General features: G+C 53.8%; 21 protein-coding genes. 9 read left to right on the forward strand and 12 right to left on the reverse strand.

The features are described 5' to 3' along the window. From sdhA to sdhC, 3 genes are read right to left on the reverse strand one after another with little or no spacing between them, the layout of a single operon-like run. Positions 1-1,842 carry a succinate dehydrogenase flavoprotein subunit gene (sdhA, locus tag ABJI30_RS14930; protein ID WP_348017480.1) on the reverse strand — a complete coding sequence of 614 codons (1,842 nt, stop codon included), beginning with the start codon at positions 1,840-1,842 and terminating at the stop codon, positions 1-3. Then, positions 1,842-2,231, reverse strand: coding sequence for a succinate dehydrogenase, hydrophobic membrane anchor protein (sdhD, locus tag ABJI30_RS14935; RefSeq protein WP_348017481.1), 390 nt, complete (start codon positions 2,229-2,231; stop codon positions 1,842-1,844). The genes sdhA and sdhD overlap by 1 nt, the downstream gene beginning before the upstream one ends. Before the next feature lie 3 nt (positions 2,232-2,234). Next, positions 2,235-2,633 (reverse strand): succinate dehydrogenase, cytochrome b556 subunit, encoded by a 399-nt coding sequence (gene sdhC / locus ABJI30_RS14940; RefSeq protein ID WP_348017482.1) that lies wholly within the window; start codon positions 2,631-2,633, stop codon positions 2,235-2,237. 238 nt (positions 2,634-2,871) lie between these two features. Between sdhC and ABJI30_RS14945 the strand changes: the two genes are divergently transcribed. Together ABJI30_RS14945 and ABJI30_RS14950 are read left to right on the forward strand one after the other, a co-directional pair. Beyond that, positions 2,872-3,591 carry an SDR family oxidoreductase gene (locus tag ABJI30_RS14945; RefSeq protein WP_348017483.1) on the forward strand — a complete coding sequence of 240 codons (720 nt, stop codon included), beginning with the start codon at positions 2,872-2,874 and terminating at the stop codon, positions 3,589-3,591. Continuing rightward, positions 3,588-4,271 (forward strand): hypothetical protein, encoded by a 684-nt coding sequence (locus tag ABJI30_RS14950; RefSeq protein ID WP_348017838.1) that lies wholly within the window; start codon positions 3,588-3,590, stop codon positions 4,269-4,271. Before ABJI30_RS14945 ends, ABJI30_RS14950 begins: the two co-directional genes overlap by 4 nt. A gap of 9 nt (positions 4,272-4,280) precedes the next feature. On the opposite strand, the gene ABJI30_RS14955 is transcribed toward ABJI30_RS14950, so the two are convergent. Both ABJI30_RS14955 and ABJI30_RS14960 read right to left on the reverse strand, forming a co-directional pair. Then, positions 4,281-7,871 carry a M1 family aminopeptidase gene (locus tag ABJI30_RS14955; protein WP_348017484.1) on the reverse strand — a complete coding sequence of 1,197 codons (3,591 nt, stop codon included), beginning with the start codon at positions 7,869-7,871 and terminating at the stop codon, positions 4,281-4,283. A gap of 15 nt (positions 7,872-7,886) precedes the next feature. Continuing rightward, positions 7,887-8,783 (reverse strand): ABC transporter ATP-binding protein, encoded by an 897-nt coding sequence (locus ABJI30_RS14960; RefSeq protein WP_348017485.1) that lies wholly within the window; start codon positions 8,781-8,783, stop codon positions 7,887-7,889. Positions 8,784-8,934: 151 nt separating this feature from the next. On the opposite strand from ABJI30_RS14960, the gene ABJI30_RS14965 reads away from it, so the two are divergent. From ABJI30_RS14965 to ABJI30_RS14975, 3 genes are all read left to right on the forward strand, one after another. Then, the gene (locus ABJI30_RS14965) at positions 8,935-10,812 is read left to right on the forward strand and encodes an ABC-F family ATP-binding cassette domain-containing protein (protein ID WP_348017486.1); all 1,878 of its coding nucleotides are present in this window, start codon (positions 8,935-8,937) and stop codon (positions 10,810-10,812) included. Beyond that, positions 10,805-11,788, forward strand: a complete 984-nt coding sequence (locus ABJI30_RS14970; RefSeq protein ID WP_348025332.1) for a 50S ribosomal protein L11 methyltransferase — start codon at positions 10,805-10,807, stop codon at positions 11,786-11,788. The genes ABJI30_RS14965 and ABJI30_RS14970 overlap by 8 nt, the downstream gene beginning before the upstream one ends. A 121-nt stretch (positions 11,789-11,909) precedes the next feature. Further along, positions 11,910-12,635 (forward strand): type II CAAX endopeptidase family protein, encoded by a 726-nt coding sequence (locus ABJI30_RS14975; RefSeq protein WP_348017488.1) that lies wholly within the window; start codon positions 11,910-11,912, stop codon positions 12,633-12,635. Between the two features lie 18 nt (positions 12,636-12,653). Here the strand turns inward: ABJI30_RS14975 and phhA are convergent, their stop codons facing one another. Beyond that, the gene (gene phhA, locus ABJI30_RS14980) at positions 12,654-13,550 is read right to left on the reverse strand and encodes a phenylalanine 4-monooxygenase (protein WP_348017489.1); all 897 of its coding nucleotides are present in this window, start codon (positions 13,548-13,550) and stop codon (positions 12,654-12,656) included. An 80-nt stretch (positions 13,551-13,630) separates the two neighbouring features. Between phhA and ABJI30_RS14985 the strand changes: the two genes are divergently transcribed. After that, the gene (locus ABJI30_RS14985) at positions 13,631-14,287 is read left to right on the forward strand and encodes a TIGR02117 family protein (RefSeq protein WP_348017490.1); all 657 of its coding nucleotides are present in this window, start codon (positions 13,631-13,633) and stop codon (positions 14,285-14,287) included. A 45-nt stretch (positions 14,288-14,332) separates the two neighbouring features. Here the strand turns inward: ABJI30_RS14985 and ABJI30_RS14990 are convergent, their stop codons facing one another. Then, positions 14,333-14,989, reverse strand: coding sequence for a Crp/Fnr family transcriptional regulator (locus ABJI30_RS14990; protein ID WP_348017491.1), 657 nt, complete (start codon positions 14,987-14,989; stop codon positions 14,333-14,335). A gap of 117 nt (positions 14,990-15,106) precedes the next feature. Here ABJI30_RS14990 and ABJI30_RS14995 point away from each other — a divergent pair, with 117 nt between their 5' ends. From ABJI30_RS14995 to ABJI30_RS15005, 3 genes are all read left to right on the forward strand, one after another. Then, a complete protein-coding gene (locus ABJI30_RS14995) occupies positions 15,107-15,961 on the forward strand; it encodes a sterol desaturase family protein (protein ID WP_348017492.1) in 855 nt (284 codons plus the stop codon). A 246-nt stretch (positions 15,962-16,207) separates the two neighbouring features. After that, complete coding sequence (locus tag ABJI30_RS15000; RefSeq protein WP_348017493.1) at positions 16,208-17,041, forward strand: hypothetical protein; 834 nt, start codon at positions 16,208-16,210, stop codon at positions 17,039-17,041. A 115-nt stretch (positions 17,042-17,156) separates the two neighbouring features. Next, entirely contained in the window at positions 17,157-18,122 is a 966-nt protein-coding gene (locus ABJI30_RS15005) for a hypothetical protein (protein WP_348017494.1), read from the forward strand. Between the two features lie 37 nt (positions 18,123-18,159). Here the strand turns inward: ABJI30_RS15005 and ligA are convergent, their stop codons facing one another. From ligA to pnp, 5 genes are all read right to left on the reverse strand, one after another. Next, on the reverse strand, positions 18,160-20,220 hold the full coding sequence (gene ligA / locus ABJI30_RS15010; protein ID WP_348017839.1) for an NAD-dependent DNA ligase LigA: 2,061 nt from the start codon (positions 20,218-20,220) through the stop codon (positions 18,160-18,162). A 31-nt stretch (positions 20,221-20,251) separates the two neighbouring features. After that, positions 20,252-20,575 (reverse strand): hypothetical protein, encoded by a 324-nt coding sequence (locus tag ABJI30_RS15015; RefSeq protein ID WP_348017495.1) that lies wholly within the window; start codon positions 20,573-20,575, stop codon positions 20,252-20,254. Between the two features lie 23 nt (positions 20,576-20,598). Then, positions 20,599-22,263 carry a DNA repair protein RecN gene (gene recN, locus ABJI30_RS15020; RefSeq protein ID WP_348017496.1) on the reverse strand — a complete coding sequence of 555 codons (1,665 nt, stop codon included), beginning with the start codon at positions 22,261-22,263 and terminating at the stop codon, positions 20,599-20,601. A gap of 62 nt (positions 22,264-22,325) precedes the next feature. After that, entirely contained in the window at positions 22,326-23,105 is a 780-nt protein-coding gene (locus tag ABJI30_RS15025; RefSeq protein ID WP_348017497.1) for an outer membrane protein assembly factor BamD, read from the reverse strand. A gap of 171 nt (positions 23,106-23,276) precedes the next feature. Next, the gene (gene pnp, locus ABJI30_RS15030) at positions 23,277-25,553 is read right to left on the reverse strand and encodes a polyribonucleotide nucleotidyltransferase (protein ID WP_348017498.1); all 2,277 of its coding nucleotides are present in this window, start codon (positions 25,551-25,553) and stop codon (positions 23,277-23,279) included. Positions 25,554-25,707: the final 154 nt, after the last annotated feature.

Raw genomic sequence — 25,707 nt, forward strand, 5'->3', positions numbered from 1 at the left:
TCAGTAAACCCGCTTCTTCGGTTTGATATATTCCGCCTCATCGGTCAGCGTGAAGTCATGAACCGGACGTCCCGAGATATCGACTTTGTTCGATTTTCCGCCCCAGCCTTCAAAGGTACCGAGTGAATGGTGCATCCAGTTCTTGTCATCACGATCAGGATAGTCATCACGAGCATGCGCTCCGCGACTTTCCGTACGATTGAGCGCGCTTTTGATCGTGACCATCGCCTGACCCATCAGATTGTCGAGCTCGAGCGTTTCAATCAGATCGGTGTTCCAGATCATCGAACGATCGGTCACACCTACATCCTGCATTTTCTTGTTGATGTCTTCCAGCACCGTGACGCCTTCACTCATCAACTCGTCTGTCCGGAAAACGGCGCAGTGTTTCTGCATCGTTTTCTGCATATCCAGACGCAAATCAGCAGTTGGAATTTTGCCTTTGGCGTTGCGGAAATGGTCGATCCGCGCCAGCGACATCTCTTCACTACCTTTGGGCAGCGGCTTATGTGCGGTACCCGGCTTCAGCGTGTCTTTTAGACGCAATCCGGTGGCTCGTCCGAATACGACGAGATCAATCAGGGAATTGGAGCCCAGACGATTGGCACCATGCACCGACACACAGGCGGCTTCGCCAACGGCAAACAGGCCTGGAACCACATGGTCCGGATCATCCTTGGTCGGCATCACAACTTCACCATGATAGTTACATGGTATGCCGCCCATATTGTAATGGACGGTCGGTGTCACGGGCAGCGGTTCGCGGGTCAGGTCCACGCCAGCGAAAATCTTGCCGCTTTCGGTAATCCCGGGCAGACGTTCTGCCAGGACATTGGGGTCGATATGATCCAGATGCAGAAAGATATGGTCCTTGTCCTTGCCAACACCGCGGCCTTCTTTCATCTCGCTCGCCATCGAGCGGGAAACGACGTCGCGACTGGCGAGGTCCTTGGCACTCGGCGCATAGCGTTCCATGAAGCGTTCGCCTTCGCTGTTGGTCAGATAACCGCCCTCACCGCGCGCACCTTCCGTAATTAACACGCCTGCGCCGTAAATACCGGTCGGGTGGAACTGGACAAACTCCATGTCCTGCAATCCGAGACCAGCCCGCAACGCCATCCCGCCGCCGTCTCCGGTACAGGTATGAGCGGATGTGCAGCTATAGTAGGTCCGGCCGCTGCCGCCCGTTGCCAGGACAACACTATGGCTGCGGAACCGGTGTATGGAACCGTCTTCCATGCAGATCGCGATAACTCCGCGACATTCCGGTCCGTCGGCACCGTCTTCCATGATCAGGTCGACTGCGAAATACTCAATGAAGAAGTCCGCGTCATATTTCAGGCTCTGCTGATAGAGCGCATGCAACATCGCGTGACCCGTCCGGTCAGCCGCAGCACAGGTGCGTTGGACTGGAGGACCTTCTCCCATATTCTGCATGTGACCGCCGAAAGGCCGCTGATAAATCGTGCCATCTTCGTTGCGCGAGAATGGCACGCCGGCATGTTCGAGTTCGTAAACCGCCTGAGGCGCTTCGCGGACGAGATATTCAATCGCATCCTGATCACCGAGCCAGTCACTGCCCTTGACCGTGTCATACATATGCCAGGACCAGTGATCCGGGCTGTTATTGCCGAGAGACGCGGCGATACCGCCCTGCGCTGCAACCGTATGTGACCGGGTCGGGAAAACCTTTGTTATGCAGGCCGTTTTCAAACCGGCTTCTGCGGCACCCATTGTGGCCCGCAGACCAGATCCGCCCGCGCCGACGACCACACAATCAAACGTGTGATCAATAATCTTGTAAGCAGGCTGTGAATTGCTGTTGTCTGTGTCATTCGGCATTATGCAGCCACTCCGGTAAAGGCGACCTTGGCGACAGCGAAAATTCCCAGCGCTGCACCACCAATGGCAAAAAAGTTGAGCAAAAGGATCACGCCAAATTTCAGGCCATGGTCCTGGATATAATCTTCAATCAAAACCTGAAGTCCCAATCGCAAGTGCCAGAAAATGCTGACCAGCATCAGGATCATCGGAACCGCGACCAGCGGCGAAGACAACCATCCGATCATCAACTCGTGTCCGTAATTGGGCAGACGCAACAGCGAAAAAATCAACCAGCTGATCAGTGCCAGATTTCCAACTGCGGTTACACGTTGCAAAATCCAGTGATGCGCGCCTTCCTTGGCTGAACCCAGGCCGCGAACCCGGCCGATATTTGTTCCTGAACCCATATTCTATCCCATCAACTTGGAAGTGAGAAACAGCCAAAGTGCAGCCGTCGAAGTCAGCGCCAGCAACGGCACAGCAGCAGACCACATCTTGTTTGATTGCAATTCATAACCCGCCCCTGCATCCATCACAAAATGGCGCAGGCCGGAATATGTATGTTCGAACAGGGCAAAGGTCATTCCGATCAGTACGACGAGGCCCACGGGATGAGTCATCACTGCCGTAAAAGTCTCATACGCTTCCGGGCCAGCCGATATGCTGTACAGCCACCAAACGAGAAGCGGCGCTCCAGCAAGTGCGAGCGCATCACCGGTTGCCCGGTGAAGAATGGAAACCAGCATGTGCGGGCCCCATTTGTAGATACCCAGATGCGGCGATAATGGCCTGTTTTTTGGCGAAACCAATTTCTGTCCCCTGATCCTGAAGACCCGGCAAGGCCGGAGTCTCTCTAAACGAACCAATGCCTTAGCGAAAAGCGCGACGCATGCAAACAGGATGGCACTGTTTTTCCAGAAAATGCAGGCGAATTTTCTTTGGAAAACCCGTGATTGCCATTGATCGGGCTTCACGGACTGACACAATTATCAGTCCGGATGCATCTCTTGTTGGACCTTTGCGCTCGAGCCAACTATTCAGCGCACCATGACAGATCACAAAACACATATTTTGGTGACCGGTTCCAGTCGCGGGATTGGCCAGGCCATCGCGCAATCATTTGATCCGGCCACGATCCGGGTTGTTGGTCATGGCACCAAAGAACAGGAACAACAGCTCGCGAGCGACTTTTCGAGGCCAGCTGCGGCAAAGGGCCTTTGGCAACAGGCTCTGGATCATCTCGATGGCCGGATCGATGTATTGATCAACAATGCCGGGATATTCGAAGCGAATCCCATTTCTTCAAATGATGACGACTGGCTGCTTGGCTGGGAGCAGACCTTGCGGATCAACCTGACCGCTTCTGCTGAATTATGCCGCTTTGCCGTTCGGCATTTTCAAGAGCGCGCAGCAGAAGGAAGAATTGTCAATATCGCCAGCCGTGCGGCCTATCGCGGGGACAGTCCCGATCATTGGCATTACGCCGCATCAAAGGGCGGCATGGTTGCGATGACCAAGACCATCGCCCGCGCCTATGCCAAAGACGGCATATTGGCATTTGCCATCTGCCCCGGATTTACGATGACGGGAATGGCCGAAGATTATCTGGAAAGTCGCGGAGGCGACAAGCTGCTTGCAGATATTCCCCTCGGCCGTGTCGCGCAGCCAGAAGAAATCGCGTCCATGGCAAAATATTGCGCGCTGGACGCGCCGCCATCGATGACGGGCGCGGTTCTGGATGCCAACGGCGCCAGTTTCGTCAGATGATCGCTCGTGAGTTGCTTGGAACGGCCAACATTCCAAATGAGGGCGGAGAGCTGAAACTTTATTCCCGCACTCTGAAAGGCGGCAATGAATATTCGATCATGCTTGGGCGGATTGAATTGATGAACAGCCGACTTAGTTTTTCCGAGGAAGCTTTGGCTACGCTGACGCACGAGAGGATTCTGCCCCGGCCAGAGCCTCATATTCTGATCGGCGGGCTCGGGATGGGATTTACATTGCGAACCGCGCTGTCCGGGATGCCGGCCGATGCAAAAATATCTGTAGCAGAGCTGGTGCCGGCAGTCGTGGACTGGGCCCGAGGCCCCATGGCAAGTCTCCACGAGGGCAGTCTGGACGATCCTCGGGTCGACATTCAAATCAAAGACGTGTCACATATCATCAGGAACAGTCCGGCAAAATATGATGCAATATTGCTCGATGTCGACAATGGTCCGGATGGCCTGACCCATGACAGCAACGAAGCAATTTACAGCATAGCCGGACTCAAAGCCGCGCATGCGGCCCTGAAAGCAGACGGCATCCTGGCGATCTGGTCCTGTGCACCGGATGATGCTTTCGCCAGAAGACTGGGCAAATGCCGCTTTGACGTTGAAGAAATCAAAGTCCGCGCCAGAGGTGATCGCGGCGCGCACCATGTCATCTGGCTGGCCCGCAAACGTTAGGCAACTGAATCAGCTTCCGGCTGTCTCCACAATATTGTCATCACTTTTGCGATCAATATATTTGTTATAGGGATCAACACCTACAAAATCGGGGCGTTCTTTCGTAACAACCCGAATGGTCTGCTTGCCCGTTTTGATTGGATGGCGTTTCATATACAGAACATCGTTGCGATCAAACGCGCCGCGCCCCGGCCGGGAAGTAAACAGTCCAATATCGATACTGTCCTGCAGATCGACTTCGCTCTCCTTGCCAAGACCTTCCGCGTAATATTTCGATGCTTCGACCGTCAGTTCCGTCACATATTCACCGTTCTCGGACTTGGTGATTTTGGCTTCCGTCGCGTTCAGATCGTATAATGTGATCTTTTCAAGCAGATCACTGACCAGCTGACGCTCGTCATCATTGCGGGCGAGCGACTTAAAGCCGTCGACCAGATCTGTCGAAATCGCATAAGGAGGGCCTTTGAACTTATAGCGATCCAGCAATGTGGACAGCATCGCATTGACCCGATCTTCGCCCAGTCGATCCTGCAACAGATACATGACCACAGCACCCTTGCGGTAGTGGATATATCCCTGGTTCTCGACCCGATTCAACGGCAGTTCTTCAATCGCCTCACCACCCCGTGCACTCAAATAGCGATCCAGCTCATATTTGAGAAACCGCCGGATTTTGTCTTCGCCATGCACCTGCTTCATTACCATCAAAGCGGAATATTGGGCCATGGTTTCTACCAGCAAAGTGCCGCCCTGCATATTGGCGCTGATCAACTGATGTGCCCAATATTGGTGACCAAACTCATGCGCCGTAACATAGGTGACATAGTCGATTGCATCGATATCAGTATTGTTGGAAATGAACCCGATTGTCTCGGAGAACGGTACCGTACCCGCAAAAGCCTGGGCGAATGTGGCATATCCGGGAAATTCGATAATCCGGGCATAGTCAAACTGATAAGGTCCAAAATTTTTCCGGTAATAGGCCAGAGAAGTCTCGGTTGCATCCAGCATGATATCGACATTGAAATCGTGGCTCGGGTGATAATATACCGCCATGTCCACACCGGCTGCTGTGCGTTCTTTGACCGCATAGTCGGCGGACTGGATCGACAGGAAGGCCAATATTGGTTCGCGCGACACAAAGCGTGCGATGCGGCGGTCTCCGTCCACTTCATCCGAAATCCTGTTGCCCGGTGCAATCGGTGTCTGACCGCTTTCGGTGGTTACGGTTATGTCCGACATAACCCAATCGGTATTGCCCACATAGTTGCGCATGCGTGCTGTTTCGTCTTCCAGCTTGGCGGGTCGAAGTTCGGCAGGCAGATCATATTTTCTGCGCGTTTGCCGGTCACTGAGCAAACCATTGCGATCCATCCCGATGAACGGCGAAAATTCGCTATTGTTAAGGAATGTCCCGTTCCTGACCAGCCGGATATCCTGAGCCCCTGCCCTAAAGCCCTTTTGCTCCCGGCGTGTTTTGAACGTCAGGCTGCGTTTCTCACCTACCGCCATCGGTTCGTCAAACCGGTATATTTGATAATCCATCTCGGGATCGTCATGTTCCAGCCTGGCGGCCGCAACGCTGATCTCTTCAATTTCCAGATTGGGTTCATTAAACCGGACGTGCAATGTGTCGATCGGTTTTTCCGTGTCGTTCACCAGTTCATAGCTGCCTTCAAACTCGGCGCGATGCTCGCTCGGGAACAGATCCACCATCAGCGTGATCTTGCTGATCGCCGGTTGTTCGACATTTTCATATTTCAGATATTTTTTCTCATAATCCGCCAGCTGTTTCTCGGCCTGATCGGTTGTGCGATACTCGTTCAAAACATTTGTATTATAGAAAATATACGCGCCGCTTCCGCCTGCAACCGCAACGGCCAGTAACATCAATATCCCGGGCGTACCCATCATCCGGCGCGGCAGTTGGCGCAGGCGCGGCATCAGGCTGACCTCGGTCCCCCGGCGCCAGAGCAAATGCGCCAGCACCGCGAGGGCAAGAGCAAACCCGCCCCAATATAGCCGCAGCCACCAGTTGCGGGCGCGTTCGACATTGTCGGCGTTCAGGTCCGAAACCGGATTATCACCAGTGATTCCATATTGATAAAGAGGATGTTCAAATCCCAGATTGTTGATGGTGATCGTGCCGACAAAGTAGATCAGCATGATGCCCCAACCGACATATTTATTGGGGCTCAGAGCTTGCACAAAAACGGCCAGTATCGCGATCAGGATCAGATCCACTGTGACCGGCAGCAAATACCAGTTGAAATATTTGAGCAGTTCATAGTCGAAATAGCCTCGAATGGACTGGATGATGATCGCCGCTACGGTCGATATAAAAAGCGCCGAAAATAGAACCGCCGACACAGCGAGGGTTTTCGGCATCATGTAGGCCCAGTTCGGCAAGGGTGTGGAATCCACAATCTCGTGCATCTTCCGATCGCGATCGCGCCAGACCAGTTCACCGGAATAATAGATCGCGATGATGTAGGGAATGATTGCGAACGTCCCGGCCAGCATGCTCATCAGTGAGAACGTCACGGGAATTGCAGGTGTGCCGTAAATGTCGTTGGAGTTCAGCAAACCCGCACTTGCGTTGAACAGCCCGATCAGCATCAATACGAAAAAGGCCGGGCTGAACAAAACCATCCGCATTTCGAGTTTCATTTGCGTCCAGAACTGCGCCCAGCGTGCGGAACCGGTATTGGTAGCAGGAAGCTGGTCTGCAATTAGCGGTTGCGCCTGTGCGAGTTTCGCGGCTTGCTTCGCCTGCTTTTTCAACTTGCGTTTGGAAACCCCGCGCTCGGCAAAGCTGAAGCGCTGATAGGCAAAGAACAAGGCGAGCAATGAAAGTCCGAGCGCAATCAGACGGTTGTTCAGTAGCATGCCTTCCAGCGGAGGCAGCAGGGTGTTGCGCTCCGTCACCGTCCAATATTCCGTGATCACGGCCAAAGCACCCAGCCCGAATGGTTCCAGCAGACCGCCGGTATCCTGCCATTCCGGGGTATTGCCCACCACCGTCAGAAACGTGAGATAGAGCACCAGGAACGCAACGACCGCCACATAGGTGTACATCATCGATCGGGTCACGGTTGCAATGGCGAAAAAGATTGACGACGTCAGCAAAATCCCGGGGATCGCCAGTATGAAGTAAGAGAACAGATAGTAGCTGATCCGGTTGGGTCCGATTGTTTCGGGATCAATCCATGGCATGTAGCTCCCGATCAATATCGCCAGAGGTACAGTCAGAAACGCGACTGCGGCGATCAGAAATGCACCGGCAAACCGGCCGATCAGATAGTCAAATTTGCTTATCTGAGTGGCACGCACCAGCGGGCCGAAACCACTCTCATCGTCACGGACAATGACGTTGGCGACAAAGGCTGTGGTCACAAACATGAAAAAGAGCGTCAGTATCTGACTGGTCTGCATGATGGCAGCCGGGCTGTTCACATTGACATTTCCGCCGCCGCCAATCGTGATGTTTTCAGCCGTAACCGCGCCAAATGTCAGCAGGAAGAACAATATGCTGACAACCCAGAAAACGGGATTGCGGAACTGATAGCGGAATTCAAAGGCTGCAATTTTTGCGAACATGCTGACTATCCCCGCTTACGCTGCTGCTTGTGAAGTAGCTTTGCGACGGACATCCGCCAGACAAGAGAAATAGACATCCTCCAATCCACCATCGACCAGTGCAAATCCTTTGCCAGGATCCTGATCCGAAAGAACGTGCACGATCGTGTGACCGGCAAACAGGCGTGTCGAGATGACGTGATATTGCGCCCTTGTCGCCTCCAGCTGATCCCGCTCGATGGTTTTCGCCCAGACGGTCCCTTTGGCCTGCTCGATCAGATCCAGCGGCGCACCGGTCATGCGGATCTGGCCTTCGGAGATTATCGCCATATTCGGACAGAGGTCGGAAACATCTTCGACAATGTGCGTGGACAGGATAACCACAACATTTTCGCCAATTTCTGCCAGTAAATTCAGAAAGCGATTGCGTTCTTCGGGATCGAGGCCAGCCGTTGGTTCGTCGACGATGATCAAATCCGGATTACCGATCAAAGCCTGCGCAATCCCGAACCGTTGCCGCATGCCGCCTGAAAAACCAGCGATTGCTTTCTTGCGCACGTCCCACAAATTCGTTTGGTTCAGCAAGGTTTCCACTGTGGCTTTGCGGTCGGCCGCCGAAGCCACGCCTTTGAGCACCGCCATATGGTCCAACATGTCATAGGCCGATACACGGGGATAAACGCCAAAATCCTGCGGGAGATAGCCCAGTTTTTCGCGCAGGGCTTCCGGTTCCGCCAAAATATCAAGATCGCCAAAACGGATTTCCCCCTCGGATGGCGTCTGCAATGTGGCCACGGTGCGCATCAGAGTGGATTTACCTGCGCCGTTGGGGCCCAGAAGTCCGAACATTCCCTTCGGAATTGACAGGCTGACATTGTCGAGGGCCTTCGTGCCGTTAGAATAGATATGCGTTACGTTCTTGAGCTCCAGCATGTGGCTTCATCCTCTGATTCAACAATATATTGACAGGTGTGTTATACACATAAGTCACGTATTGCAATCTACAAGTGCTTGATCCCGTTTCCCTGCAGTTCCGCAGCAACTCGCTCTAGCCAAATCTGCAAAGCTCCGCTAACGGCAGCCCATGCTTAACTTCAGCAACATCACGGTGCGTTTGGGCGGCACGGTCATTCTGGACGGCGCGACCGCAGCCCTGCCTCCGGGCGCGCGAGTGGGGCTGATCGGACGCAATGGCGCCGGTAAATCGACATTGATGAAAGTCGTTGCGGGAATGCTGGAAGCGGATGATGGCAGTATTGATCTGCCCAAGGATGCCAGGCTTGGCTATATCGCACAGGAAGCACCTGCCGGTTCGGCAAACCCGCTCGAAACTGTGTTGTCCGCCGATATCGAACGCTCGGAATTATTGGCGGAAGCGGAAACTGCTGACGACCCGCATCGTATTGCGGAAATCCATGAGCGTCTGAACGTCATTGAGGCCCATAGTGCACCGGCACGTGCCGCTCGGATCCTCGTTGGTCTGGGATTTGACGAAGAAGCTCAGCAACAGCCTATGGACAGCTTCTCGGGTGGCTGGCGGATGCGTGTTGCTCTTGCGGCGCTGCTTTTTTCGCAGCCCGACATGCTCCTCCTCGACGAACCTTCAAACCATCTCGACCTCGAAGCAACCTTGTGGCTGGAGAATTTCCTGACCAGCTATCGGGCGACAATTCTCGTCGTCAGCCACGAGCGCGACCTGCTGAACAATGTCGTTGATCACATCTTGCACCTGCAACACGGCAAAACCACGCTCTATCCAGGTGGCTATGACGCGTTTGAAAAACAGCGGGCCGAACGACAGGCGCAGATGGCATCCGCACGGGAAAAACAGGTGGCAGAGCGCGACAAGCTTCAAGCCTTTGTGGATCGCTGGCGCACCAAGGCCCATAGCGCGAAACAGGCGCAAAGCCGGATCAAGGCGCTCGCGCGCATGGAACCGATTGCGGCAACTATCGAAGACCCCTCACTCAGCTTTCATTTTCCAAGCCCGGCTGAACTGAAACCACCGCTGATCACACTGGATGATACTTCGGTTGGCTATGAGGACAACATCGTCCTCTCACATCTTAATTTGCGACTGGATCCCGATGATCGGACCGCGCTGCTGGGACGCAACGGCAACGGAAAAACAACCCTAGCGCGCCTGATTGCCAGTCAGCTGGCGCCAAAGGCCGGGGCAATCAACAAATCGGGCAAGCTGACGGTCGGTTATTTCACCCAGTATCAGGTTGAGGAGCTGGATACTGAAGATACGCCGCTCGAACATATGACGCGGTTGATGAAGGATGCGAAGCCGGGAGCGGTCCGCGCGCAACTGGGGCGTTTTGGTTTTTCCGGAGACAAGGCAACAATCAAGGTTGGCAAACTTTCCGGCGGAGAACGTGCTCGGCTTGCACTGGCATTGATCACGCGAGATGCGCCGCATCTGCTGATCCTCGATGAACCCACCAATCACCTCGACGTGGATGCACGCGAAGCACTGGTCCATGCGCTCAACGAATATCAGGGTGCGGTGGTGATGGTCAGCCATGATCGCCACATGCTGGAGCTGACTGCAGATCGGTTGATCATGGTCGATTCCGGAAGTGCCGCTGAATTTTCGGGGTCGCTTCGGGATTATACCGATTTTGTACTTGGCCGAAATCAGGAGAGCAAACTGGTTACCGGCAGCGGCGGTGGCGGCAATCGGAAAGAAGAACGACGCCTGGCGGCAGAACGGCGCAAGCAACAATCCGAACTTCGCAAAACTGCTTCGCGAGCCGAGAAACAGATTGAAATTCTCGGCAAGAAACTGTCGGCACTGGATCGCGCCATGTTTGACCCGGACAATGCTGCCGACGAATTGGCCGGCCAGACGATGACCGAGCTTATGAAAACGCGGGCTCAGGTGCAGGAGGATCTCGAGAAAGCCGAAGCCGAATGGCTGGAAGCCAATGAGGCACTGGAACTGGCAGATGCCTGAAAGCTGGAAAACCACCCTGCCCTGCACCCGGGCAGAGGCGGAATCACTGGCTGACCAGGAACTTTACGATGCAAACCCGGATGCAGAGTTATCGATCGTCACCCGCGAAATCGAAGCGCGGTATCCCGACAAATGGGCAGTTGATATTTACTCCAGCGCACGACCAACCAAAGAGTTACTGAAAAAAATTACGCAACTTTCGCCATCCGGTCTCCGCCAAAAAATCAAACCCCAAGTGGAGCGGCTCGGCGATGAGGACTGGGTTACGATCAGCCAAACAGGGCTCGAACCGCTTCGGGCGGGCCGATTCCATGTACATACCGGCAATGATGAACCTTCCGATGATCCAGAAGCGGTGAACTTGCGTATTGATGCCAGTCAGGCCTTTGGCACCGGTCATCATGAAACAACCCTGGGATGTCTGGAAACGCTGGATCTGCTGAAACGGCGCGGTGGGCATTTTCGCAACATTATTGACGTCGGAACGGGAACCGGACTGCTGGCATTGGCTGCACGGCACCTCTGGCCAACGGCGCGCCTGATCGCGAGTGACCTTGACCCGGTCGCGGTCGACATCAGCAAATATAATGCGGATCTAAACAACGTCCCGTCGGGATCAGGCAGAAATGCGCTTGCCCTCGTTGCGAGCAACGGGATGGACCATCGCATGATCAGGATGCGTGCGCCCTATGATCTGATCATTGCCAACATATTGGCGCGTCCCCTGATCGCCCTTGCCCCGCAAATTGCCGCTGCAGCAGCGCCTGGCGCAAGCCTTGTTCTCGCGGGCCTCCTTGCAGATCAACAAGTCGAGCTGCTGACCGTTTTCCGCAAGCATGGTTTTCGTTTGACTGAAAGCCGGGTCAATGGAGACTGGCCGTGTCTCTTGCTCAAAAAGCGGGCGCGATATCGCCAGATATCATCTCGTCGACCAATTTATTCTCCTCTCCCCGAAGGATCATTCGGCGAATGGTGACTAACAGACATGCGCGACCATTACCGCCCCTGTTCTGACGACACAAATTTCAGCATTATCGGTTGTGTCCTGACGTTGAGTGTGTATTACTTTAACAATACACTTGAAAGAGGAAAGCAGCTTGTCGTCCAGGATTATAGAGAAAACCGGCGATAGCAAAAATGGCCGCCACCTCCACTATGGAGCATTGTTTGATCTCGCAGTGATCATGGCCACCCTGGTTATCGTCAAACAATCTCTCCTCCCGATTTCCTTCCTCTACGCCGGACCCGCATCCACATTTACCGCCATGCTTGTTGGCACGATATTACTCCGCCGACGCGGATTGAGCTGGCAACATCTAGGACTGCGCTGGCCGGAAAACTGGCTTAAAACCGCTGGCCTGACGCTCCTGACCATGTTCCTGTTCATTCTCGCGATGCAAGCCGTGGGGCTTGTTGCCGACATGTTTTTTGACGACGTTGGCGCGAGTGGACGATTTGATCATGTCGAAGGAAATCTTGTTGCTTATCTGACCATGATGTTTCTGACCTGGACACACGCTTCCTTTTTCGAGGAATTGCTGTTTCGCGCGTTCATTATCAACCGTGCCAGCGGTTTTCTCGGTGGCGGGCTCTATGCCGATCTGGCCGCCGCGATATTCTCTGCCGTGTTTTTCGGATACCGGCATTACTACTATCAAGGGATGAACGGCGCCCTCACCACCGGCGCTGCGGGTCTGGCTTTCGCGCTTCTTTATCTGTGGTTTGGGCGGCGCAACATCATGCCGCTGGTTTTTGCCCACGGCATCATGAATTCACTCAGCATGACGATGCGATATCTTGGGATTCACGATTCAACCGACTAGCCCGATACGCCAAAGGCCTCAGATGATTGTCGCCTGACCTGTTTTGGAATTGGCATATTCTTGAGTACCCATATTCAAGACAACATCGCCTTTCACAATTTCAGCTATGGAGATTTCCGGCATGTCCGAAATGTGGTCATATACGGGTTTGAAATCAGTCTCGACTGTCACCCGCAGCAGTTCGTCGAGGCTGGGTATGACAAAATAATTCTGCTGATAGTCGTCAATCCGGTACTGTGTCCGCAATACCCTCTCAAGATCAAACATGATCCGGTTCGGACTGTCGTCATCAAGGGCAAACACGCTTTCCCCATAGCTCGAGACGATACCTGCGCCATATATTCGCAGGCCTTCGGATTCCTGGATCAAACCAAATTCAACCGTGTACCAATAGAGTCTGGCAAGCTGTTCGAGCGTTCCGAACTTCAACGCCCGCAATCCGCCGCGCCCATATGCTGCCATATAGTCCGCAAATCTCTGATCTGCGAGCATCGGTACATGACCAAAGACGTCATGAAAAATGTCGGGTTCCTGCAGATAATCGAGCTGGTCAGGCTTGCGGATGAAATTGCCGGACACAAACCGCCGATTTGCCAGATGTTCAAAAAATATATCATCCGGTACAAGCCCGGGCACGGCGACCACTTCCCAACCAGTGGCATCCATCAGGATTTGATTAAGCTCGGCAAAATCAGGAATACCCGGTTTCGAAAGCTGCAGAATATCAAGACCGTTCAAAAAGGCGCTGGAGGCCCGACCCGGCAGCATTTCACTTTGCCGCGCAAAAAGCGTGTCCCAGACATCATGTTCCGAGTCAGAATATGCAGCCCAGTCCTGATCGATCGTCCAGTCCGCATTTGCATGCGCAGGAGGAGATGAATACACATGGCTTTCGGGGTCGGGCGATGTCAGCATGCAGGCATGATAGAGCAGAAAAGGTTTCAATGGCAACTTTGCGATTCAGTTCTTTAAAAACATGGATACAGCGCAGCCTGTTGACCGTTACGACCGTCACCTCGATCTATCTGCTGGCGGCACTGGCAGGTAGCCTATTGCCCGCAAATCAGTCATGGCAACAACCCGAGCACGGCATTCAGCTGTTTGTTGAAACCAATGGATTGCATACGGGAATCATTATGCCGCTGCAAAGCGATGCGCATGACTGGACCAATCTGATCCGACCCGAACATCTGGCGGACCCCACGCAATATGGCAGCCACATCCTGGTCGGCTGGGGTCATGCTGGTGTGTATCGCAATGCACAGCATTGGCGGGATCTGCGGTTTGCAGATGCAGCAAGTGCGATTATCGGCAGCGATTCGGTGCTTTTGCATGTTTATCACCTGAAATATCCACAGCCTTATCCCCACTACCGACGCAGCATCGAAGTGACCGAAGCGGAATATCGCAAGATTGTTGCAGCAATTCAAAAGCGGTTTGTGCTGGATGACAAAGGAAACCCCACCCCCTCGCCCGGCTATGGTGACGATGATCTGTTTTATGAAGCCAGCGGCCACTATAATGCGTTCCATACCTGCAATAACTGGACGAACGAAGTTCTCGCAAATGCTGGTATAAGAGCCGGGCTCTGGACTCCGTTTTCCGGGGGTGTGATGCGATGGTTTCCGGAACCACAAGAAAATACCGACTAACGTCAGTCAGTGGCGTGCGTGATTGCCGGTCAGACGGTCAGACGGTCAGACGGTCAATGCTTCGATTCCCGCCCGATCTGAAACCCGGATATTATTGTAACCGCATTCCAGACATCCTTGCCGTTCCATCTGTTTCAATGCTTTGCCCAACGAGACGCGAGACACACCGACAAGATTAGCCAGTTCCTGCTGGGTGATCCGGATGTCCGCACCATCATCCCGATTCCCGTGCAGTTGCAGCAGAACCAGCGCGAGGCGCTGCGGGACAGACTGACTCCGTCCGGCTTCGACAAGATCAAATGCCTGCTGAATCGTATGAGCCATGGTTTGCAACAGCAAGCGAGCTGCCGAGGCATCCGCATCAATCAGACTCTGAAACTCCGCCTGTCCAATCCGAAACAATTCGGCGTCGCTGCCTGCAATCGCGTCGACCGTGCGATCAAAATTTCCGAGGAACGCGAGCTCACCAAATGTCTCGGTCGGCCCAAGCAGGGCAAATAGTGTCAACTGTCCGTCAACTCCATAACGGCCAATCTGCACATAGCCGCTTTTCACATACCAGAACTCCCTCGCCTTATCACCGCGTTGCTGGATGAGTTGTCCTTTGGCAAATCTCTGCAACTGCCCGCGTTCCAGCAGCTTGTTGCGAACGTCCGCGGGCAGGCCTTTGATAAAGCCGGTGGCACCAATTGGAGTGGTCATATTCAAGGGAATTCTCCCAAATGCTAATTAGTTTGCATTTAACCGGGTTGAGATGCTGTAATACAGGGTCAAATGCAAGAGGCAGCGTGGGACTGCCGGAAGCTTTGGAGATACGTAATGCGACCGGAAATCTTTGCAATCGTGAGTGTTTTTCTGTTTTTCGGAATACTCGAATTTGTTCGTACCAACCTGTTCAGCAAAGCGGATCAAACACGCGATGATGCGATGGTCGAAATATTCGGCTCGGCGATATTGCTGGTCTTCACCCAACCCTTCATCATTCTGATGGCGCAATATGCGATGGGAGCAGCTGTCCCCCAATGGGCAGGCGCTTTAGCCGGTATTCCGCTGATTGCCGCAATCGCGCTTTTCCTGATCTTTGACGACATGATGCAATATTGGTGGCACCGGCTATCCCACAGCGTTCCGTTACTCTACAATCTCCACCGCGCGCACCATAATGCTAAGTATATGAGCATCCGCCTCGTCTACCGGAACAATATTTTCTACTATCTCACCATGCCCAGTATCTGGTTCTCCGGCGCGCTGATATATCTCGGCCTGGGCTGGGTTTATGTCGGATATATCATCGTCAAAATGACCGTGATTATTGGTGCCCATAGCGACGTTGCCTGGGACAAGCCGCTCTATCAGATCAAATGGCTGTCGCCGGTCATGTGGGTCGTCGAGCGTACTATTTCGACGCCCGCAACGCACCATGCACATCACGGACGCCATCTCGAAGACGGGGCCACGAACTACAAGGGAAACTACGGAAACCTGCTGTTCTTCTGGGACGTGTTGTTCGGAACTGCGAAAATCACGCGACGTTATCCGGACAGCTATGGTGTCGAAAACCTCGCTCCAGCGACATTGGGACAGCAATTGGCCTGGCCGCTTTTTCCGGAGAACAAGAAAGGCGGATACGGCGTCAAAGAACTCGCTGCAAAAGAGGCAGCTGCGAAAGCCTGAACAGTTTGGAGAGAATGAGATGGTCGCAGGAGTATAGTGGCTGCGATCATCTCATATTTGCCAATTCACCGACATGGGATTAAGCTCCCCAATATGTCTTTGTTCACCCCCCCCCAAATTCTGTCATCGCTTGCGCTTGCGACCGCTTCGTTGCTCACCATCAACAGTCCCGCGCACGCCAATCAGGAGACAGCGCAATCCTCAAAGCAAAAAGAGGAAATCCTCGTTGTTGGCCAAAAAAGACAAATGGCCGAGTTTAGAAATCTGATCGTGAATCATTTCAACGTTTCGAACGGCGGCAGGCATAACGGCCAATATGCTCGCTTTGCAGCACCAATCTGTCCATCCGTTTCCGGTCTTTCGGAAAGACAAGCCATCGCAATTGAGAATAGAATGCGGGACATTGCTAAAATGACCGGAGTTCCGGTGGCTCCGGAAGGGTGCCGGCCGAATGTGTTCCTTGCGATCGTCGACGATGGAACTTCCGAAATCAAACAACTCCGCCGGAAAAAGCCCCGACTCTTCAATTCCCTCACGCACCAAAAGCGGGACAAGATCGAACAAGGAAACGGCCCGGTCTATATCTGGAAAGCCACTGAAACGATGGCTAGCGATTCCAGGAAAAGTGCGAGAGCCGGCAGCATGAACTTGATGGCTGGCGGGAATGGCCCTGGTCTGGGAGCAGCTCTTGGCGGAGCATCCGGAACGGGTCAGCGAACTCACGTCAAATCCAAAATCAAACGATCGACGATGGAGGGGATAATCTATTCTTACATGTTGATCGAGAGCCAGTCATTGAAAGGCGTTTCTGCGGCACAACTGGCTGACTATGTAACCATGATGTCCTTGATTGACATTGATTTTAACGCGGAAACGGAAGTACCTGCAGGATCCATGTTGTCGCTGTTTTCTGATATCGAAGATAAATCGCTACGACCCAATTCGCTTAGTGGAGGCGATCTGCTGCTATTGCGCGGTCTCTACAAGGTTGCCGCCAACGTTAAAGCTCCGCTGCAGCGGTCTGCAATTATTCACACCATGCGGGAAGGATTGAAAAATCCGGAGCGGATCAAAGAATAGAGTTGATTTCCGGCCGCGGCACAGCGTTTTTTTACACGTTCTCGCGAACCCTTCCCCTGTCGGCGCTTGAACCACAAACATTTACGTTTCGGTTCCAGCATGTTAGCCTTGCTGCATGATCAATAATCCAAAACCATCAACGACCCTGGCCAAATCTATTCTGGGCTGCGCCATGATATTGTCGCTTTCCAGTCCGGCCTTGGCGACGAAGGATACGAAAGAAAAAAATCCTGATGCCAACGAGATAGTCGTTGTCGGACAGCAAACCAGAACCGAGGTTATTCAGGAACTGATCGTAAATCAGTTCAAGGTTTCGGCGGGTGGTCGCAATACCGGACAATATGCGCGCTTTGCTGCCCCGATCTGCCCTTCGGTTGGCGGTTTGTCCAATGAAGATGCCGACAAGATTGAAAACCGGATTCGGGACATTGCCGAGCTTGGTGGACTGCTGGTGGCTGCCGACAATTGCAGTCCGAACCTGATTGTCGTCGCTGTCGAGAATGGAGCGCACGAGATAGAGTCGCTGCGGAAGAAGCAACACCGCGTATTCAATACAATGACCCACAGAGAGCGTGACAAACTGATTGAAGATGGCGGCCCGGTATTTAGCTGGAAAGCAACCCAGCAGATGGCGAGCGATTCCATTCACGCCGCAAGAACCGGTACGATCGACATGAAATCAGAGGGCACGGGGCCGATCACCGCCAGAGGTCAGCGCAGTCATGTGAAGTCACTGATCAAAAAGCCTGAATTTGCCGGCATAGTCTATTCGTATCTTTTGATTGAAAACAAAGCATTGTCAGGAGTATCTCTCAATCAGCTAGCGGATTATGCCGCGATTGTTTCGCTGATCGATATCAACGTCAAATTCGAGACAACACCGCCTCCGCCCGGCTCGATTTTATCGCTGTTTACTGAAATACAAACCGATCAACCTCCACCGCAATCTATCAGTGAAGGGGATCTGTTGATGGTTCGGGGTCTGTACAAGGCGGCCCCCAATGTGAAGGCGCCGTTGCAGCGTTCTGCCATGTTGCATACAATTAACGAAGCGCTGGAGCGGCCAGCTCCGGAAGAATAGCGTTTTTCGACAAAGTCCGGAGCGTCAGCAACTGCTGTCAATTTGCAGCTGCGACAATCTCCGCCCAGGCAACCTCATCAATCACTTCAATCCCGAGATCCGCCGCCTTTTTCATTTTTGACCCTGCGCCAGGCCCGGCCACTAGCAAATCGGTTTTTGCACTGACTGAACCCGAAGCCTTTGCGCCAAGAGATTCCGCCTGTGCTTTGGCTTCATCGCGGCTCATGGTTTCGAGCTTGCCGGTGAAGACGACAGTTTTGCCTGCGACAGCGCTATCGCGGGTTTCGACGATGTAATCTGGTGGAGATATCTCGCTTGAAAGATCGTCCCAGACCGCCTGATTGTGGGGTTCGTGAAAGAAATCCGCCAGCGCTTGCGCTACGGTGGGGCCAACTCCGTCGATCGCGGTAATTTCTTCCCGCACGGCTTCGTCCTCGCGCGCCGCTTTTCCAACTTCCGCCAGTTTTGACAGCGTTGTGAAGTTTTTCAGCAAATCCTTGGCCGTCACCGTGCCAATATGCCGGATACCCAAACCAAACAGAAAACGCGCCGCATCCGCCGTGCGCTTGTTTTCCACAGCTGCCAACAAATTATCCACAGACTTTTCCTGCCAGCCATCGCGTGCAAGAATAGCATCCCGGTGCTGGTGCAGACGGAAAATGTCGGCCGGGCTTTCGATGAAACCTGCTTCAATAAACTCCGCGATACTTTTCTCGCCCAGTCCATCAATGTCGAGCGCCACGCGTGAAACGAAATGGACAAGCCGCTGGAAACGCTGGGCCGGACAGATTAATCCTCCTGTGCAGCGAACATCAACCTCACCCTCCTCGGCAACGGCTTCGCTATTGCACTCGGGACAATGATCCGGAAAATCAAACGGATCGCGCTTTTCATCGCGGGTCAGGTTTTCGACAACCTGAGGAATGACATCCCCTGCCCGCTGGATCACGACCCGATCACCCGGACGGACGCCAAGTCGCTCAATTTCGTCGCGGTTGTGGAGCGTGACGTTCGAAACCACCACACCGCCGACGGTAACCGGTTTCAGGCGGCCTACAGGGGTCAGCTTGCCGGTGCGACCCACTTGAATGTCAATCGCTTCCAGCGTCGTCTGTGCCTGCTCTGCCGGGAATTTATGCGCCAGTGCCCAGCGCGGGGCCTTGGCGACAAAACCAAGCCGTTGCTGCCAGTCGAGCCGGTCCACTTTGTAGACCACACCGTCAATATCATAAGGCAGATCCGCGCGTTCCGTCTCGATATGCCGGTAATGCGTCAGAATTTCGTCCAGTGTCTCAAAGCGTTTCACCAAAGGGGATAATGGCAGCCCCCAGCTGGCCACTGCCGTCATGACGTCAAAAGCCGTTTCACCAGGAACATCGCTCGCTACGCCCCAGCCATGCGCCCAGAAACGCAATGGACGCTTTGCCGTGATTTGTGCATCTTTCTGCCGCAAGGAACCGGCGGCTGCATTGCGCGGATTGGCGAACTGGCGGATTTTCTCGGGATCAAAATCGACATTCTTTGCCGCAGCATCCGCCTTGCCCTCATCCATCAGGCGAGAATTGAGGCCATCAAAGTCTGCCTTCGCCATGTAGACTTCTCCGCGGACCTCAAACACGTCCGGGGCGTTTCCAGCCAGTTTTTGCGGAATATCTGCAATCATCCGCACATTGGCGGTCACATCCTCGCCAATCTGCCCGTCGCCGCGAGTTGCCGCGAGAACCAGCTCGCCCTTTTCATAGCGTAGTGCACAGGACAATCCGTCAATCTTGTCTTCGGCCGTCACCGTCACCGGCTCATCTTCCGGCAAATTCAAAAATCGCCGCACCCGCGCGAGCCATTCGGCAATATCTTCATCGGAAAAGCCGTTGTCGAGGCTCATCATCCGCTGTTCGTGGGTGACTTTCGACAGTGGGCTATTGGCCACTGCGGCACCAACCAGCTTGTTCGGGCTGTTATCGCGCACCAGATGCGGAAAAGCCTCTTCCAGCTGATTGTTCCGCCGCAACAGCGCATCATATTCCGCATCGGCAATTTCCGGCGTATCTTCCGCATGATAAAGCTTGTTATGCTTCGCAATAGTGCGCGCGAGGCGCATCAGCTCATTGGCAGCATCGGCTTCTGAGATGTTAGAATGCGTCAACACCTGTCCTTTCTTCTATCACCATGCACCGATTATCTTCTATCGTTAGGGTGTATTGAAGGTATCCTGGTTCGTCCGAAACATTGATTTTACAGATGTACTCATCTTCATCCACAATCAAAAAAATGCCGGTCGCGAAATTCTGTTGAAAGGCCTTGATCGCACCAAAAGAGCTTTCATACTTAGTTGTCTCCACTCGACCGTGTGGAAACTCTAGATAAACACTATTTGGCTGTCTGCCTTCAACAATAACAACATATTCGGTCACATTTTCGCTTAGAAAATTACAGGCGGAAAGTGGTAGGCTCAAAAAAATAATCGGTCCCCACCGCATCAAACCCCCTCCAGCAATCGATCCGCTTGCGCCCTTGCCTCGTCGGTAACATCCGCACCGGACAGCATCCGGGCGATTTCCTGGCGGCGGGCGTCCTGATCCAGCGCGTTCACGTCGGTCCGGGATACGGTGCCGTCGGAGCTTTTGTTGATGAGGAAATGCGCATCGCCCTGGGACGCCACCTGGGGACTGTGGGTTACAACCAGCAACTGCGCGCCATCTGATAGCCGCGACAAACGGTGGCCAATAGCCGCAGCCACCGCCCCGCCGACACCGCGATCCACTTCATCAAAGATAATTGTTTTCGCTCCGCCTTCTTCGGCCAGCGCGACCTTCAAAGCGAGGATAAAACGCGATAGCTCACCGCCGGATGCAATCTTGCCAAGCGGAGCCAGCGGCGCGCCGGGATTGGTTGATATCAAAAACTCAATCCGGTCCATTCCATTGTTATTCCAACGCTCTTCAGGCATTTCTTCAAGTAAAGTCTCAAATCGGGCGGCATCCAATTTTAATGGCACAAGTTCGCCAGCTACCGCTTTGTCCAGTGCCTTCGCTGCCTTTGTGCGTTTTGAACGCAATGCCTCAGCAGCGGTGATATAAGCTGCACGCGATTTGGCCATTCTAGTGTCCAATGCGTCCAGTGACTGGCCACCGTCACTGATTGCCGTAAGCCGCTTTTCAAGGTCAATCAGCAACTCTTGCAGCTTGTCCGGTTCCACCCGATGTTTCCGTGCCAGCGCGCGCAAATCAAACAATCGCGTTTCCATGTCATCGAGCCGCTGGGGATCGAATATCAGGGCATGAGCTGCATCATTGAGCTTTTCTTCCGCATCACTCGCCTCGATCACGGCGCGATCAATCGCTGCCAGCGCTTCTGACAACAGGGGATGATCCTGCGAAATACGGTCGAGGCGCCGCGCTGCGGCTCGCAGCGAAGCCAGTCCGCCCTCCGACCCGTCAAAGGTCGAACGAATGGCTTCAAGATCGCCGGTGAGCTTTTCACCTTTCATCATTGTAGCGCGTTCCAGCGCCAATTCCTGCTCTTCGCCCTCTTGCGGAGCAAATTTCGAGAGTTCCGCAACACTATGTTCAAGATATTCGCGGTCTTTTTCCGCCGCATCCTGATCTTCAATTGCCTTTGCCAGCGCTTCCTTTGCCGCCTGCCAGGCTTCAAATGCCCGCCCAACCGGTTCTGCATCCGCGCCTGCAAAAATATCCAGCAAGGCCCGGTGGCCGCGGGGATTGATCAGACCGCGATCATCATGCTGCCCATGAATTTCGATCAGTCGCCCCCCGACCTCGCGCAACAATGCCGCAGAACAGGGCTGGTCGTTAATAAAGGCACGGCTGCCGCCATCCGCTTTGACGCTGCGTTTGATGATGAGCGGCTCACCCGGTTCGAGATCAATGTCATTTTCTTCGAGGATCGCGAACAGCTTGCTGTCCTTTGACGGCGCATCAAAACTGGCCGTAACCTGGGCTTTCTGCGTCCCCCGTCGAACCAGACCGCTATCTGCGCGATTGCCCAGCGCCAGTCCCAGTGAATCGAGCAGAATCGATTTTCCGGCTCCGGTTTCACCCGTCAAAACCGACAGGCCCGAACCGAATTCGAGATCAAGCGCCTCTATCAGAACAATGTCACGGATGGAAAGGAACTGCAGCACAGACCTTCCTTAAATCACGTTATTGCAGGCTGCAACGTCCGATGAAAATTAGCGATTGCCGATCAGGTCGCGCCGTGCTTGTTCACCAGTTTAAAAGCGCGCTCGTACCATTTGGAGCCCGGGTAGTTGGCACCCAGAACAGCCGCAGTCCGTTTTGCCTCTACGGGAATTCCCAGAGCCAGATAGGATTCGGTCAAACGCAACAGCGCTTCGGGCGTATGAGTCGTGGTATCATATTTTTCAATCACCGTCTGAAAACGGATCGTCGCCGCCAGCCATTTTCCACGACGCTGATAGAAACGACCGATTTCCATTTCCTTGCCGGCCAGATGATCGTTGACCAGATCCATTTTGAGCAGCGCATCGGCAGCATATCGGCTGTTGGGATAGCGCCGCGCCACTTCACCGAGAGCCGATAAAGCCTGTTCCGTGATTTTCTGATCCCGGGTCACGTCACTAATCTGCTCGTAATAGCTAAGAGAGATCAGATAATAGGCATAAGGTGCATCCTTGTTGCCAGGATGGATCGAAAGAAAGCGACGTGATGATTCGATCGCCTTGTTATAGTCCCCGGCCACATAATAGCTGAATGCGCTCATCTGCTGCGCGCGCCTTGCCCACGGTGAATAGGGATGTTGCCGCTCGACTTCATCAAACAGAGCTGCAGCAAGTTTGTGCTGCCCGCGATCAAGTCGCTCTTTGGCGGCGCTGTACAATGTATCCACATCGCGTGCGACATAGCGCGTATCAGCACCCTTGTTGCCTCCTCCAAGAGCCGCACAGGCAGAGAGCGTTGTCAAACACAGGGCGGACGCACATATCGCGGTAATTTTTCTGTTCATGACAAATCCTTTAGCCACTAAATTCGGGCAGGCCAATAGTTGTTTGCCAGCATCAGCCCGATCCACTCCATGCCGGTCATAGCGGCGGGTTGCTATCTGCAGGATGAATGATGCAGACAAAAAAAGGGCCCCGTTTTCACGAAGCCCTTTTCCGATATTTTTGGAGAAGACCTAGTCTTCGGTGATTGAGCTTGGCAGAGGAATATCTGCACCGCCATCATTGTTGCCGCCATCGTTATTATTGTTGCGACCACGACCGCGTCCACCGCCATCACGACCACGACCTCGGCCACCACCGCCATCACGGCGCGGACCTTTGGAACGAGGCTCGCGCGGAGGACGGGTATCTTCCAGCTCTTCACCGGTTTCCTGATCTACAACCCGCATCGACAGACGGACCTTGCCGCGCTGATCGATTTCGAGGACCTTGACCTTGACTTCCTGACCTTCGCTGAGTTCGTCTGCAACTTTCTCGACGCGCTCATTTTTGATCTCGGAGACGTGCACCAGGCCGTCTTTGCCGCCCATGAAGTTCACGAACGCACCAAAGTCGACCAGATTGACGACTTTACCGTCGTAGATTTTGCCAACTTCAGCTTCTTCAACAATGCCTTCGATCCATTTGATCGCAGCATCAATCTGAGATTTGTCGGAAGACGAAACCTTGATCAGGCCTTCATCATCAATATCCACTTTCGCGCCGGTTTCAGCAACGATTTCGCGGATAACCTTGCCGCCGGTACCGATGATATCGCGGATCTTCTCTTTGTTGATCTGCATCGTTTCGATACGCGGAGCATGTTCACTCATTTCAGTACGGGTGCTGCTCAGAGCCTTGGACATTTCGCCAAGGATGTGGGCACGGCCGCCGCTGGCCTGTTCCAGCGCAGATTTCATGATTTCCTGCGTAATGCCGGCAACCTTGATATCCATCTGCAACGAGGTGATGCCGCGTTCGGAACCGGCAACCTTGAAGTCCATGTCGCCGAGATGATCTTCGTCGCCGAGAATGTCGGAGAGAACGGCAAAATCATCACCTTCGAGGATCAAGCCCATGGCAATACCCGAAACCGGAGCAGCCAAAGGCACACCGGCATCCATCATCGCCAGAGAGCCACCGCAAACGGTTGCCATCGAGGATGAACCGTTGGACTCGGTAATGTCGGAAAGAACACGGATGGTATAAGGGAAGTCCTCAACCGTCGGCAATACCGGGCGAAGCGCGCGGAAAGCGAGCTTGCCGTGACCGGTTTCGCGGCGGCTGGTAAATCCGAAACGACCAACTTCACCGACCGAATAGGGCGGGAAGTTATAGTGCAGCATGAAGTTGCTGTAACTAAGCCCGTCCAGACCATCGATCATCTGCTCGGCATCTTTGGTGCCCAACGTAGTTGTCACAATCGCCTGCGTTTCACCGCGGGTGAAGAGCGACGAACCGTGGGTCCGTGGCAACAGGCCAACCATGGCTTCAATCGGGCGAACCTGATCGAGCTTACGTCCATCGATACGGGTGCCGTCCTTGATGATAGCGCCGCGAACTATTTCGGCTTCCAGTTTCTTGACCATCTTGCCGGCAGTCATCTGGGTCTGGCCATCTTCTTCGGCGTATTTCTCTTTGGCTTTGTCACGCATTGCGTTCAACGCATCAGAGCGCTCGGACTTGTCGGTCAGCTTGTAAGCCGCGGCGATATCATCACCAACCAGCTTGCGAAGATCGTCCTTCATGCCGCTATTGTCTTCGGTTGGAGCAAGCTCCCAGGGCGCTTTTGCAGCCTGTTCAGCCAGATCGATGATCAGGCCAGCAACGTCTTTACACGCGTTATGCGCGAAATCGACAGCGCCAAGCATGACTTCTTCGGAAAGCTCTTTTGCTTCCGATTCCACCATCATCACTGCGCCCTGTGTACCGGCAACGACCAGATCAAGCTCGCCTTCGCCAACTTCTTCCATGCTTGGGTTCAGTTGATAGTCACCGTCTTTGTAACCCACACGTGCCGCCCCGATTGGGCCCATGAAAGGCACACCGGAGATCGTCAGCGCAGCAGAAGCTGCAACCATGGCGAGAATGTCAGGCTCGTTAACGCCATCATAGCTCATCACCTGGCAAATTACGTTGATTTCATTGTAGAAACCTTCGGGGAACAGCGGACGACAAGGACGGTCAATCAAACGGCAAGTCAGCGTTTCTTTTTCCGTCGCGCGGCCTTCGCGCTTGAAGAAACCGCCTGGAATACGTCCAGCGGCTGAGAATTTTTCCTGATAGTGTACGGTGAGCGGGAAGAAATCCTGTCCTTCACGTACCGATTTGGCTGCGGTCACTGCGCACAGTACAACCGTTTCGCCGAGGGTCGCGAGAACCGCGCCATCAGCCTGACGGGCGATACGGCCCGTTTCGAGGGTGAGGGTCTGTCCGCCCCACTCCATTTCAACTTTTTTTACATCAAACATTCTAGTTTTCCTTTGTCCCGCCTGCCCTATGCAGTGCGGGGGCTTTCATTTGTTCAGCAATCCGGCTGAACAGCGGTTCGGGGTCATTTGTGCCCCTTGTGTGGAGCATTGCCGCCTTATTGCTGCAATGCCCAATAAGAAAACGGCCCCGCAT

It is taken from the genome of Parasphingorhabdus sp., assembly GCF_039968395.1.
Taxonomy (GTDB): domain Bacteria; phylum Pseudomonadota; class Alphaproteobacteria; order Sphingomonadales; family Sphingomonadaceae; genus Parasphingorhabdus.